The organism is Delftia sp. HK171, from assembly GCF_001886655.1.
Classification (GTDB): Bacteria; Pseudomonadota; Gammaproteobacteria; order Burkholderiales; family Burkholderiaceae_C; genus Comamonas; species Comamonas acidovorans.
Map to the genome: position 1 here is coordinate 4,695,687 of NZ_CP018101.1, position 13,197 is coordinate 4,708,883.

Below are 13,197 nucleotides of genomic sequence, written 5' to 3' on the forward strand. Positions count from 1 at the left end.
CTTTCATGCACGCCTCTTCCTCTCCCTTCACTCCCGGCAACCCCTACGACTCCAGGCGGGTGCCCGTGTTCGCGCGCAATGCCGTGTCCACATCACACCCGCTGGCGGCGCAGGCCGGCCTGCGCATGCTGTGGGCAGGCGGCAACGCGGTGGACGCGGCCATTGCGGCGGCGGCGGCCATGACCATCGTCGAGCCGGTGAGCAACGGCCTGGGCTCGGACGCCTTCTGCATCCTCTGGGATGGCAAGGAGCTGCACGGGCTCAACGCCAGCGGCCGCGCACCGCAGGGCTGGGCGCCCGAGTACTTCCACCAGCGCTATGGCCGCCAGGACAAGCCGCCGCGCCGGGGCGTGGACTCCATCACCGTGCCGGGCGCCGTCAGCGCCTGGGTGGCCCTGCACGAGCGCTTCGGCAAGCTGCCCTTTGACGCGCTGATGGAGCCGGCCGCCGAGATCGCCGAGCGCGGCTACCTGGTGCCGCCCGTGGTCCAGCAGAAATGGGCCGCAGGCGCGCCCGAGCTGCAATCGCAGCCGGGGTTCAGGGAAAGCTTCCTGCCCCGGGGCCGCGCGCCGGAAGTGGGCGAGCTGTTCCGCTTTCCCGCCGCAGCGCGCGCCCTGCGCGCCATTGGCGCCACGCGCGGCAAGGCCTTTTATGAAGGCGAGATTGCCCGGGCCGTGACCTCGTTCGTGCAGCAGCACGGCGGCTGCCTGGGCATGGCCGACATGGCCGCGCACGAGGTGCAATGGGTGCAGCCGCTGGCCAAGGACTACCGCGGCCACACGCTGCACGAGATCCCGCCGGGCGGGCAAGGCATTGCCGCGCAGATCGCGCTGGGCATTCTGTCCAACTTCGACCTGGCCAGCCTGCCCGTGGATGGCGTGGCCTCCCAGCATCTGCAGATCGAGGCCATGAAGCTGGCCTTTGCCGACATCTACCGCTACGTGGCCGACGCGGACATGGAGGTGACGCCCGCACAGATGCTCGACGACGCCTACCTGGCCTCGCGCGCCAGGCTCATCGATCCGCGCCGTGCGCAGGACTTCAAGGCCGGCAACCCCGTGCGCGGCGGCACCATCTACCTGACGGCGGCCGACGAGAACGGCATGATGGTCAGCTTCATCCAGAGCAACTTCTCGGGCTTTGGCTCGGGCGTGGTGGAGCCGACCTTCGGCATCAGCCTGCAAAACCGCGGCCACGGCTTCGGCACCGACCCCCAGCATCCCAACCGCGCCAACCTGGTGGGCCCGGGCAAGCGCCCCTTCCACACCATCATTCCGGCCTTCCTGACCCGCGACGGCCAGCCCGTGATGAGCTTCGGCGTCATGGGCGGCAACATGCAGCCCCAGGGCCACATGCAGACTGTGGTGCGCATGCTGGACTACCGCCAGTCGCCCCAGGCGGCCTGCGATGCGCCGCGCTGGCGCGTCAACGAAGGCCTGGCCATCAACGTGGAAGGCGGCATGGAGCCGGCCACCATCGCCGGCCTGCAGGCGCTGGGCCACCAGGTGGAGGTCATCCACGACCCCTACCAGGACTTCGGCGCCGGCCAGTTCATCTGGCGCATGGGCGATCCCGCCGTGGAGGGCTATCAGATCGCCAGCGACCCGCGCCGCGACGGGCTGGCGGCCGGGTACTAGAGGATCGGGAAAGTGCGCGCGGCGGCTACTCCGCGCGCAGACGCCCCTGCCGGGTCAGCCGCGCCGCCAGCGCGGCTTCTTCGCTGACCAGGCGCTGCAGCACGGCCGCGCTGGCCGGGAAGGGCTCGCTGCCCAGTTCGCGGATCAGGCGGCTGAACTCCGGGTCGGCCACAGACTGGGAGATCCAGCCATACAGGCTGTCCACGCTGGCCGTGGGCGCACCCTTGGGCGCGAACACGCCCACGAAGGTGGTGGCATCGAACACCGGCAGGCCCAGCTGGGCCAGGTCGGGCACATCGGCCAGCCCGCCCCCGGCGCGCGGCCCCAGCACGAACAGCGCGCGCAGGGCGCCGCTCTTGATATGCGGCGTGGAGCTGGTGATCTGGTCCACCACGGCGTCGATCTGCCCGCCGATCAGATCGACCAGGGCCGGCCCCGATCCCTTGTAGGGCACGGGATTGACGCGCACCTTCACGGCATCTTCCAGCTGCAGCACGGCCAGGTGATTGGGCGAGCCCGGGCCGGCATGGCCCACGGTCACGCTGCCATCCCTGGCCTTCATCGCCTTGATGAAATCGGCAGCGGTCTTGAAGCGCGCGTCGTTGGCGCGCACCACCACGACCACGGGCGTGCGGCTGACCACCGCAATGGGCGCAAAGCTGTCGGCGCGGTAGGGCAGCTTGATCATCTCGGGCAAGGTGCCCAACTGGCCCGGCGTGGCCACCAGCAGCGTATGCCCGTCCGGCTCGGCGCGCGCCACCCAGCCCGAACCCACGGCACCACCGCCGCCCGCACGGTTGTCCACGATCACGGACTGCCCCGCATGCCGGGCCAGCGGAATGCCCAGCGTGCGGGCCACGATGTCCACGTTGCCGCCCGGCGCAAAGGGCACGACCAGCGTGAGCGGCTTGGCCGGAAATGGGCGCGCCTGCACTGCCGATGCAGCCGATGCCGCAGCCAGCGCCGCGAAAGATACCGCCGTGCGGATAAAGCCTCTGCGGCCCGATGTGATTCGATTCATTTTCTCTGTCTCCTGCTATTTGAAAATCAATGACCCCAATACAGGCGCGCGGGGTTATCGACCAATACCGTGTGCCTGTATTCTTCTGGAACCCAATCCACCAGTGCCCGCGCCAATTCGCCAGCGGAATTCGAACGGGCCTTTATTCCGGGATGCGGCCAATCCGACCCCCATACGATCCGGTGCGGATTGGCCTGCACCAGGGCATGTGCAATGGGAACCACGGCCGGGTCCACGGCCGATGCCGTTGCCGATATCCGGTAGGCGCCCGAGAACTTCACCCAGGCCCGGCCTTCCTTCATCAGCGCCTGCAGATTGCGGCTGCCCGGCCCGCCGGCGCCCAGCTGGCGCGACGGGTGGCCGAAGTGATCCACCACCACGGCCACGCCCATGTCGGCCACGCGCTGCGCCAAGCCAGCGTCTTCATCCACGTTCACCAGCAATTGCACATGCCAGCCCAGGCCCCGGATGCGGTCGGCCACGGCCTGCAGGCTGGAGACGGAGACCCCGCCCGAAAACAGCGCATTGCACCGTGCGCCACGCACGCCCAGGGCGTGCAGCGCTTCGATCTCTGTATCCGGCGTGTCCTCGTAGATCACGGCCACGCCACGCATGCGGCCCGCCTCGGCATGGCGCAGCGTCTGCTTGAGAAGGCCGTGATCGCGGCCATACACGCTGGGCTGGACCAGAACGCAACGGTCCACGCCCAATGGGCGAAAGGCTTTCCAATAACCGTCCATGGACGCGACAGCCGGTGTATAGGCGCGCTCCGCAATCAACGGAAAATCATCGGAACGACCAAATACATGGAAATGGGTATCGCAGGAATTTTCTGGAAACAGATATTGTTCCGCTGGATTTTCTGCTGTGTCGCAATCACCGGCACAGCGGTTGAAACTGGGTGAATTCATGGGCATTCATTTCAAAGCTGGTGCATTGTCGTGACGCACGTAAAATTCAGTCAAGCTCATCTTTGTCATCATCAAAATGAACAGCATTCAACATGCAGACAGCGCGCCCCGGGCTCCGGTGAACCTGCGCAGCATCGACCTCAACCTGCTGGTGATCTTCGAGGCCCTGGTGGAAGAACGCAGCGTGGGCAAGGCCGCCGCGCGGCTGGGCATCACCTCCTCGGCCGTCAGCCACGCGCTGCGCCGGCTGCGCACCCAGTTCAACGACCCGCTGCTTCTGCGCACGGCAGAAGGCATGTCGCCCACGCCCGAGGCCGTGCGCCTGGCGCGCAGCTTCCGCAAGGCCTTCAGCGAGATCGAAAGCGCCATCGAGGTCAGCAAGGGCTTCGATCCGGCCACGGCGCGGCGCAATTTCCACCTGCGCCTGTCCGACTACGTGGGCGTGCTGCTGCTCCCGCAGCTGTGCATCCATCTGCGTGCGGTGGCGCCGGGCATCAGCCTGTCGGTGCAGTCCTTCGACGGCCGCCAGCCCTCGGACCGCGTCGAGTACGAAGGCGTGGAAATCCGCCTTTCCGTCTCGCGCGGACGCTCGGTGCTGTCGGCGTCACGCCGCCTGCTGGATGACCAGTGGATGGTGCTGATGCGCAAGGACCATCCGGCCGCCGCCTCCCCGCTCACGCTGGAGAAATACCTGGAGCAGGGCCACCTGAAGGTCACGGGCGTGGGCAGCAGCATCGTGGACGAACTCCTGGCCGAGCGCGGGCTGGCGCGGCGCGTGATGTTCCAGGTGCCCACCTGGCTGGGCATGGTGCCCGTCATCGAATCCACCGACCTGGTGGCCGCCATGCCCGCGCACTGGATGCACAGCGTGCTGTCCGGCTCCAACTGCGTGGCGCGCCCCATGCCCCTGCCCGAGCTGGCCCTGTCCATCGACGCCGTCTGGCATCCGCGCAACGACCATGACGCGGGGCACAAATGGTTCAGGGAGCTGATCCACCAAATCTTCCAGGAGGCGTACAGCAAATCCCTGCTCCAGCAGCGCCTGGACAGGGCTGGCACACGGAACAACGCTTAACCCAGCCCTCATGCTTTTCGGTGAAGATGCGGTCTTTCCGCCGCACAAGCCATGACACCAGAACAACACACTCCAGCGCTGCAGCGCCGCAACCTTGGCCTGCTCGTGGCCGCGCAATCGCTGGGGGGCGCGTCGCCGCCCATCATCATTTCGCTGGGCGGCCTGGTGGGGCAGCAGCTGTCCACCAATCCCACGGCCACCACGCTGCCGGTCAGCATCTACCAGTTGGGCCTGGCGCTGTCCACGCTGCCCGCGGCCTGGCTGATGCAGCGCATGGGGCGGCGCACGGCCTATGTGCTGGGTGCCATCCTGGGCGTGGTCTCGGGCGTGATCGCGGCCCAGGGCATTGCGCACTCCGATTTCGTGACCTTCTGCATCGGCACGGCGCTGGCGGGCTTTTACGCGGCCTGCGTGCAGAGCTACCGCTTTGCGGCCACCGACGCCATGACCGACCCCGCCGAGCAGGCGCGCGCCATCTCGCGCGTGATGATCGGCGGGCTGATCGCGGCCATCATCGGCCCGCAGGTGGTGATCTGGACGCGCGACGCCCTGCCCATGACGCCGTTCGCAGGCAGCTTCTACAGCCAGGCCGTGCTCGCCCTGCTGGCCTTGCCGCTGCTGCTGGGCCTGAAGCTGCCGCCGCCCCAGGCCCGTGCCGTGGCGGGCGAGGCCCGGCCGCTGGCCGAGATTGCGCGCACGCCGCAGTTCATCGTGGCGGCTTCGGCCGGCGTGGTCAGCTACGGCCTCATGGCCTTTCTGATGACGGCCGCGCCCATGGCCATGGTGGGCTGCGGCCACACGGTGGGCGAGGCGGCGCTGGGCATCCAGTGGCATGTGCTGGCCATGTTCGCGCCCAGCTTCTTCACGGGCCGGCTGATCGCGCGCTTTGGAAAGCGCCGCATCACGGCGCTGGGGCTGGTGATGATCGCCGCCTCGGCCCTGATGGCGTTGATGGGGCTGGAGCTGCTGCACTTCTGGGGCTCCCTGGTGCTGCTGGGCGTGGGCTGGAACTTCGGCTTCATCGGCGCCACGGCCATGGTCACCGAGTGCTACCGCCCTGCCGAGCGCGCCAAGGTGCAGGCCCTCAATGACTTCCTGGTCTTCGGCACCGTGGCCGTGGCCTCGTTCGGCTCGGGCCAGCTGCTGCACACGGCCGGCTGGGACGGCATCAACACCTGGCTGCTGCCCATCGTGGGCGTGGTGCTTCTGATGCTGGCCGTGCAGGGACGGGGTCGCGGCGCGGGCGCGCCGGCCTGAAGTGTGAAGCGCATGTCGGAACGGACGCCATGCCAGGCCATCGGAAATCGTGGTCCAGACCTCTTGTGGAGAGAATCCATGCGTGAAGCCATTGCGCTGTTGTGTGGGCTGGCATTCGCAGTTCCAGCCATGGCGCAGATCTATCAATGCAGGGATCCATCCGGAGAAATGAATTTCTCCGACCGTCCATGCAGCAGCGCGCAAGTCGGCGGCATGATCGAGCGCCGAAAGACGGATGCGGAGATTCTCCAGGAGCGCGCCGAGGCCGCGCAGGCCAATGAGCGCAAATACCGCCAGCAGGCCGTAGACGCACAGCGGCGCCAGATCGATAGCCAGCAGCGCATGATCGACCAGCAGGCGCAGCAGCCCACGCCTGCATCAGCTTCCCCGGGCTGCGGCCAGGCTCGCAAGGAGCTGGAATTCGTCTCCAGCATCCGCAGTCTCTCCGAAGGCGAAAAGCGCATGCGCATGAATGCGCAGATCTCCAACGTGAACGCATCCTGCGGCACGAATATGCCCTTGCTCCAGGAGCCACCCAAGATTGTCCTGACCCCTCCCGCCGGCACCCGCACCGTAAAGCTCGACCGGTGCAAGGCAGACAGCTGCTTCGACATCAAAGGCAACCTCTATCGCCGGTATCGCGACACCTTGACCGCCTACAACGGGCTGATCTGCCTGCTGGAAGGCGACACGATTCGCTGCGACTGAGCAGCGCCATCCAACCCATGATGGGCCCGCCAAGGCGGACCTGTGCTGGACGCAGCACCAGGCTACTTGCGGCCACCCTCGGGCAGGTCCACGCGGCGGCTGCCCAGCCAGAGCACGGCCACCCAGCCCAGCAGCGCCAGGGCCAGCAGCACGGACAGATGCCATAGCGCCGCCTCCAGCGGGGCGCCGGCCTGGTTCAGTCGCAGCGAGGCCTGGATGGCGGCCGTGCTGGGTGACAGCCAGCGCAGCGCCTGCAGCAGTTGCGGCAGGGCCTCGGCCGGCCAGCTGAAGCCGCCGACGAAGGCCAGCGGGATGGAGGTGAACAGCACCACCTGCATGGCACGCTCGCGGTTGGCCAGCCACCAGCCCAGCAGCGCCGCCGCTCCCGCCACGGCCGGGACGAAGACGGCCAGCAGCGCCAGCGCGCCCCAGGGATTGCCGCCGCGCGGATAGTCGTGCCAGACAAAGATCCAGCCGAAGTAGTACAGGCCCGAGAGCCAGCCCAGCGTGCACAGCGCCAGCAGCCGCGCCAGCCAGGTGCGTGCCGGCGCCCTGTCCAATCCCTGCTCGCGCCAGGTTCCCACCAGCAGCGCGCCGCCCATGAGCAGCGTCTGCTGCAGGATGATGATGGCCACGGCGGCGACGACGAAGCTGCCGTAGCCTTCCGTCGGATTGAACAGGGCCTGCATCTGCAGGTTGACGGGCGAGCGGCTGGCCTGGGCCTGCAGTGCGCTCTGTCCGCCGGCCGTCAGGCGCCGCAGCTCCACGCCTGCCGAGACCGTGCCGAAGGCTTCGGCAAAGCCGTACTGCACCTGCTTGGCGGCCAGCGGGTAGGCCCCGTTGGCATAGACGGGGACCACGGCCTCTTCGCTGCGCACCACGCGGCGCTTGAGGTCGCGCGGCAGCAGCGCGTAGCCCATGACGCGGCCATCCAGCAGGGCCTGCTGCGCCTGGGCCTCGTCGCCCGTGACCAGGGTCACCTCGATGCGCGGGCTGGCCTGGGCAAAGCGCAGCATCTGGCGTGCCAGGCCGCTGCCGTCGTGCTGCACCACGGCCACGGGCACGCGCTGCACGACCTCCTGCCCATAGAACCAGGGATAGAAGAAGCCGTAGAGCACGGGTGCGCCCACCAGCAGCATGAGCACGCCCACGTCGCCGAACACGGCACGCAGGGCGCTGATGAAGTCATGCGCAAAGCCCCTGGCCATCTCAGCGCCCTCCCCATTTGTCGGGGCGGGAAAGGCCGCGCGCCAGGCCTGCCGTGGCCAGCAGCAGCAACACCAGCGCGGCCAGCAATAGCCCGGCCACCACGGGCAAGCTCTGCACGATGGGCGCGCCCATCTGCAGCTGCTCTATCTGCAGCCGCGCATAGTGGGTATAGGGCATGGACAGGGCCCAGGCACGTGCCGAATCCGGCATGGCCAGCAGCGGAAAACCCACGCCGCTGAACGCAAAGGCCGGCGCCGACAGCAGGCCCGCGCCCGACAGCGCCGTGCGCAGGGACAGCGTGAGCGCCGCCAGCAGCGCCCCGGCCGCCAGGCTCACGGCGATCAGCAGCAGCAGGGCCAGCGCCACCCAGGCCAGGCTGGCAGCGCCCTGCCCCGGATGCCAGCCCCGTCCGGCCGTGAGCCACAGCATGGCCAGCGTACCGCCCAGGCCCAGGCTGGCCCACGACAGCGCCAGCTTGCCCGCCAAGGCGCCCGCAATGGCGCTCCAGCCGGGCTTTCCCGGGCCCGCAGCCTCGGCCATCCACTGGCCCAGCGTGCGGTCGCGCAGCTCGCGCCCCACGGACCAGGCGCCGGCCGTCATGCCCAGGATGTGCAGCAGCGCGGGAATCAGCGCCGCCGCCAGGAACTGCTCGTAATTGGTGGAGATGTTGAACAGCGACACCAGGTTGGTGCGTATGGGCTCCATGCGCACGCGCAGCGCCTGGGCCGGGTCGCCGCGCTTGGCACGGGCCTGTATTTCCACGCCGGCCGACAGCGTTCCCACCACCTGGCGCAGGTCGCGCTGGATCAGGCTGGAATGCGTGGCCAGCTGGGCGTTGTGCATGAGCACCACGTCGGCCCCCTGGCCCCGCTTGATGTCGCGCGCAAAGCCGGGCGGGATCTGCACCACGGCGTAGGCATTCATGGACTGCAGCGCCCATTGCGCCTCCGAGGCATTGAGCGCCTGCGACTGCACGGCCAGGCCCGGCGTGGCATCCAGCATGCGCACCAGCTGGCGCGACAGGGCGCTGTGGTCCTGGTCCCAGACGGCGACGGGCAGGCGCTGGACCAGTCCTGCCGAGAAGATCCAGACCATGAGCAGCAGCGCCAGCAGCGGCACCCAGCTGACCATGGCCAGGTCCCAGGGCCGCCCGCGCAGCAGACGCCATTCGCGCCGCAGGCTGGCGGCAAAGGCCGTGGGCGGGTTCGCGCTCACTGCCGCCGGCCGCTCAACGGCCGCCTTCCACAACCACGCTCATGCCGGGCCGCGCGCCTGCAATGGGCTGCTGCGGCCGCGCGCGGACCTCGAAGGTGCGCGCATCGAAGCCCTGGCCCGCACGCGTGGCGCGCCAGGTGGCGAAGTCGGGCAGCACACCCAGGTAGTAGACCTCGAAGCCGGCCTCGCGGTTGTCCAGGCCCGGCAGGCGGCCGGTGAAGCGGCTGCCCTGGGCAAAGCGTGCAAGCTGGTCCTCGCGCACATTGAGCACCACCCACTGGTCGGCCAGATCCACCACGGTGACCACGGCCACGCCCTGCGGAGACAGCTCGCCCTGGCGGGCCAGCACCTGGACCACCTCGCCGCCCACGGGGCTGCGCAGCTCGGTCTCGGCACGCGCGGCCTCCACCTCGGCGACCACGCCCTGCACCTGGCGTGCCTGGGCCTGGGCAGCGCTGCGATCCTCCTGGCGCGCGCCCGAAGCCGCCATTTCATACTGCGCACGCGCGGCCAGCGCCTGGTCGCGCGAGGCGCGCCAGTTGGCATCGGCTTCATCGCGCTTCTGGGCCGCAACCAGTCCCTGGTCGAACAGGCTTTGCACACGGCGCAGCGAGGTCTGGGCCAGGTCGGCGGCCGTCTGGGCGCGCTGCCAGTTCAGGCGCGCCATCTGCACTTCCTGCGGGCGTGCGCCGGCCTGCGCCTTGTCGGCCTGGGCCTGGGCGGCATCGCGCGCGGCCTCGGCCTGGGCCAGCTTGGCGCGCACCTCGGGGCTGTCCATCTCCACCAGCAGATCGCCGGGCTGGATCTTCTGGCCTTCGGTGACCCGCACCTTGGCGATGCGCGCCGTGACCTTGGGCGCGATGTCGGTCTCGCGTGCCTCCATCTGGCCCTGGAAATACTGGGGGGCGGGCTGCGCCGCACGCCAAAAGCCCCAGGCCACGAGCAGCAGCACGGCCAGCACGATGGCCAGGGCTAGCCAGGGGCGCCTGCGCCCCGGCGGCACGGGCGCGGGGCCGGGTGCTTCGGGGGCGCTGCGGGGATGGTCGGGCGTGGCTGTGCTCATGGTGCGTCGGGTGGGATCTGTATGTCGGCCTGGGCCATGAATCGGTCGAATTCCTCGCTCTGGCCCGTGCTCTCCAGCAGTGCGGCCAGGGCCTGCACATACTGGTTGGCCAGTTCGGCACGCTGGGTCTGGACCTTGGCGAGATTGAGGCTGGCATCGATCAGGTCAAGCGTGGTGCTGGTGCCTTCCCGCAGGCCGGCCTCGCGCAGCCGCAGCAGCTCGCGCGCAAGATCCTCCTGGGCCTGCTGGGCCTGGTACTGGCGGCGTGCCTGCTCCACGCCCAGCCAGTTCTTTTCGACCAGCAGCGCGATGTCGCTGAGCGCCTGGGCTTCGGTCAGCTCGGCCTGCTCGATCTTGCGCTGCGAGGAGGCGGCCAGCGCATCGCGGTCGATGCTGTCCCACAGCGTCCAGCGCACGGCCACGCCTGCCACCCAGTTGGGCTTGCCGCTGGTGTTGACCTCGCGCGAACCGAAGGCCAGCAGCTGCGGCCGGCGCAGCGCCTCCTGCGCGTCGTGCAGCGACTCGGCCTGGCGCTTCTTGGCCTGCACCTTGTCCAGACCCGGATGGTGCGACTGGGCCGTGGCGACGAAGCCGTCCAGCGGCGGCAGAGGCCGGCTGCTGACGAACAGCGGCGTGCTGGGCAGCACCTGCCGCTGCGCCTTGACCGTGCGCGCCAGCGCCGCTGCGGCCAGGTCTGCGTCGTCGCGCGATTTGCGCGCCTGCTGCTCGGCGTCGGCCAGCGCGGCACGGGCCTGCAGGCGCTCCAGCCGGGAGATCACGCCCGCCTTGAGCATGCTTTGCGCCGCCGTGTCATGCACGCGCACGCCTTCAAGCGCACGCTCGCGCAGCCGTGCGGCCCGCTCGGCCAGCTGGGCGCCGAAGTAGCGCTGCACCAGCAGCGAATGCAGGGCGTGGCTGCTGCTGGCGGCATCGGCCAGGGCTTCGTCGGTGGCAGCGTCCAGGCCACTGCGCACCGCATCGGACAGGCCGCCCAGGTACAGCGGCCAGACCAGGGACAGGCTGGCCGAGGCATTCGTGCTCTTGCGCTGCAAGGCATAGGAAGTGGGCAGTTGCGGCAGCGAGGGAATGGCCGGCCCCACCGAGGGCGGCAGCTGGCCGAGGACGCCGTCCAGGGTGCGCCGCGCAGGATCGAGATCGATGTCGGCATTGGCCGAGTAGCGGTAGCCCAGGCCCGTGATGGCCACGGAAGGCCCGCCCAGCCCCTGCGTACCCTGGCGTCTGAGCCGCGCGCTTTCCACGGCCTTGGCCGAGGCGGCCAGTTGGTCGGAGCCCTGCAGCAGCGCCTGGCGGGCCTGCACGAAGCTCATCGCGGCGGCGGCCTGGGAGGCCGGAGCCTCCCCTGCAGCCTGGGCCGCCCCTGCGACCATGCCCAGCGCCGCCAGCCACGGCACAAGGCGCGCGGGCCGCGCAAGCAACGGAAAAAACATGGAAGCGCTCAATGGCATGAATGGGGGCGCCTTGCGTGGTTCACCGATGGTGGCGAAGCTTACACGGGCTTGCAGGCGGGCCCCCGTCGGACAAGGTCCTGTGCCTTGTGCCCCCGGCACTGTGCAGCAGGGCCGATTTGCGTGGCGTTCCATCCCATTTCTGTGCGCAGGTGCCGCGCCATGCCGCTACACTGGCGCCTGCCTGCGCGAGCATGTCCTGGCGGACCTGTCCGCAGGCCTTTTTTTTCTGCCCGGCATCGGCCCGATGCCCCGACTGACCACCATGTCCACCGTCTTCAACTTCACCTTCGTCCCCTGGTTCCGGTCCGTGGCTCCCTATATCCACAAGTTCCGACACCAGACCTTTGTGGTGGGACTGACGGGCGAGGCCATCGCATCGGGCAAGCTCAGCTCCATCGTCCAGGACCTGGCCATGATCCAGGCCATGGGCGTGAAGATCGTGCTGGTCCATGGCTTCCGTCCCCAGGTCAACGAGCAGCTTGCCGCCAAGGGCCATGAGGCCCAGTACTCGCGCGGCGTGCGCATCACCGACTCCGTGGCGCTGGACTGCGCCCAGGAAGCCGCCGGCCAACTGCGCTACGAGATCGAGGCCGCCTTCAGCCAGGGCCTGCCCAATACGCCCATGGCCGGCGCGCGGGTGCGGGTGATCTCGGGCAACTTCCTCACGGCGCGGCCCGTGGGCATCGTGGACGGCGTGGATTTCAAGCATTCGGGCCTGGTGCGCAAGGTCGATGTGAGCGGCATCCGCAGCGCACTGGACATGGATGCCATGGTGCTGATGTCGCCCTTCGGCTTCTCGCCCACCGGCGAGGCCTTCAACCTGAGCATGGAAGAGGTGGCCACGCGCGTGGCCATCGAGCTGAAGGCCGACAAGCTGATCTTCATGACCGAGGTGCCGGGCATCCGCATGGACCCCACGGGCCCGGCCGACGAGACCAACCCCATCGACACCGAGCTGCCGCTGGCCACGGCCCGCCGCATGCTGGCCGAGCTGCCCACGCCCGAGCAGCCCACGGATACGGGCTTTTACCTGCAGCACTGCGTGCATGCCTGCGAGCACGGCGTGGAGCGCAGCCACATCCTGCCCTTCGCCATCGACGGCGCGCTGCTGCTGGAGATCTATGTGCACGACGGCATCGGCACCATGATCATCGACGAGAAGCTGGAAGAGCTGCGCGAGGCCACGCCCGACGACGTGGCCGGCATCATCCAGCTGATCGAGCCCTTCGAGAAGGACGGCACCCTGGTCAAGCGCAGCCGCACCGAGATCGAGCGCGACATCGCCCACTACACCATCATCGAACACGATGGCGTGATCTTCGGCTGCGCCGCGCTCTACCCCTACCCCAGCGCCCGGACCGCCGAGATGGCGGCCGTCACCGTCTCGCCCAAGAGCCAGGGCACGGGCGATGGCGAGAAGCTGCTCAAGCGCATAGAGCAGCGCGCCAAGGCCCAGGGCCTGGACAGCCTGTTCGTGCTGACCACGCGCACCATGCACTGGTTCATCAAGCGCGGCTTCCAGCCCGTGGACCCCGACTGGCTGCCCGAGGCGCGCAAGGCCAAGTACAACTGGGACCGCAAAAGTCAGGTCCTGGTCAAGAAGTTGTAACCCCCTGAGGCGCTGTGCGCCTT

11 protein-coding genes are annotated in these 13,197 nt (G+C 69.0%); 5 read left to right on the plus strand and 6 right to left on the minus strand.

Going from position 1 to position 13,197, the window contains the following annotated elements; genetic code table 11:
- Positions 1-5 precede the first annotated feature (5 nt).
- The gene (locus tag BO996_RS21015) at positions 6-1,637 is read left to right on the plus strand and encodes a gamma-glutamyltransferase family protein (RefSeq protein WP_043822809.1); all 1,632 of its coding nucleotides are present in this window, start codon (positions 6-8) and stop codon (positions 1,635-1,637) included.
- Between the two features lie 25 nt (positions 1,638-1,662).
- On the opposite strand, the gene BO996_RS21020 is transcribed toward BO996_RS21015, so the two are convergent.
- Positions 1,663-2,658, minus strand: a complete 996-nt coding sequence (locus tag BO996_RS21020; protein ID WP_071956327.1) for a tripartite tricarboxylate transporter substrate binding protein — start codon at positions 2,656-2,658, stop codon at positions 1,663-1,665.
- A 26-nt stretch (positions 2,659-2,684) separates the two neighbouring features.
- Positions 2,685-3,569: an amidohydrolase family protein gene (locus tag BO996_RS21025; protein WP_071956328.1), complete on the minus strand. Its 885-nt coding sequence runs from the start codon at positions 3,567-3,569 to the stop codon at positions 2,685-2,687.
- Positions 3,570-3,645: 76 nt separating this feature from the next.
- On the opposite strand from BO996_RS21025, the gene BO996_RS21030 reads away from it, so the two are divergent.
- The 3 genes from BO996_RS21030 to BO996_RS21040 all read left to right on the plus strand — a co-directional run bounded on the left by BO996_RS21030 (position 3,646) and on the right by BO996_RS21040 (position 6,609).
- A complete protein-coding gene (locus BO996_RS21030; protein WP_071956329.1) occupies positions 3,646-4,644 on the plus strand; it encodes a LysR family transcriptional regulator in 999 nt (332 codons plus the stop codon).
- Positions 4,645-4,695: 51 nt separating this feature from the next.
- Positions 4,696-5,901, plus strand: a complete 1,206-nt coding sequence (locus BO996_RS21035; protein WP_013801714.1) for an MFS transporter — start codon at positions 4,696-4,698, stop codon at positions 5,899-5,901.
- 78 nt (positions 5,902-5,979) lie between these two features.
- Positions 5,980-6,609 carry a DUF4124 domain-containing protein gene (locus BO996_RS21040; protein ID WP_071956330.1) on the plus strand — a complete coding sequence of 210 codons (630 nt, stop codon included), beginning with the start codon at positions 5,980-5,982 and terminating at the stop codon, positions 6,607-6,609.
- A 62-nt stretch (positions 6,610-6,671) separates the two neighbouring features.
- Here BO996_RS21040 and BO996_RS21045 read toward each other — a convergent pair whose 3' ends face one another.
- The 4 genes from BO996_RS21045 to BO996_RS21060 are packed head-to-tail and all read right to left on the minus strand — an operon-like array spanning position 6,672 to position 11,544.
- Positions 6,672-7,817, minus strand: a complete 1,146-nt coding sequence (locus BO996_RS21045) for an ABC transporter permease (protein WP_071956331.1) — start codon at positions 7,815-7,817, stop codon at positions 6,672-6,674.
- 1 nt (position 7,818) lies between these two features.
- Positions 7,819-9,033, minus strand: a complete 1,215-nt coding sequence (locus tag BO996_RS21050; protein ID WP_071957186.1) for an ABC transporter permease — start codon at positions 9,031-9,033, stop codon at positions 7,819-7,821.
- Between the two features lie 13 nt (positions 9,034-9,046).
- Positions 9,047-10,096, minus strand: coding sequence for an HlyD family secretion protein (locus tag BO996_RS21055; protein WP_071956332.1), 1,050 nt, complete (start codon positions 10,094-10,096; stop codon positions 9,047-9,049).
- Complete coding sequence (locus BO996_RS21060) at positions 10,093-11,544, minus strand: TolC family protein (protein ID WP_063325732.1); 1,452 nt, start codon at positions 11,542-11,544, stop codon at positions 10,093-10,095. The genes BO996_RS21055 and BO996_RS21060 overlap by 4 nt, the downstream gene beginning before the upstream one ends.
- A 283-nt stretch (positions 11,545-11,827) precedes the next feature.
- Here BO996_RS21060 and argA point away from each other — a divergent pair, with 283 nt between their 5' ends.
- On the plus strand, positions 11,828-13,174 hold the full coding sequence (argA, locus tag BO996_RS21065) for an amino-acid N-acetyltransferase (RefSeq protein ID WP_012206372.1): 1,347 nt from the start codon (positions 11,828-11,830) through the stop codon (positions 13,172-13,174).
- The last annotated feature ends 23 nt before the right edge of the window (positions 13,175-13,197 follow it).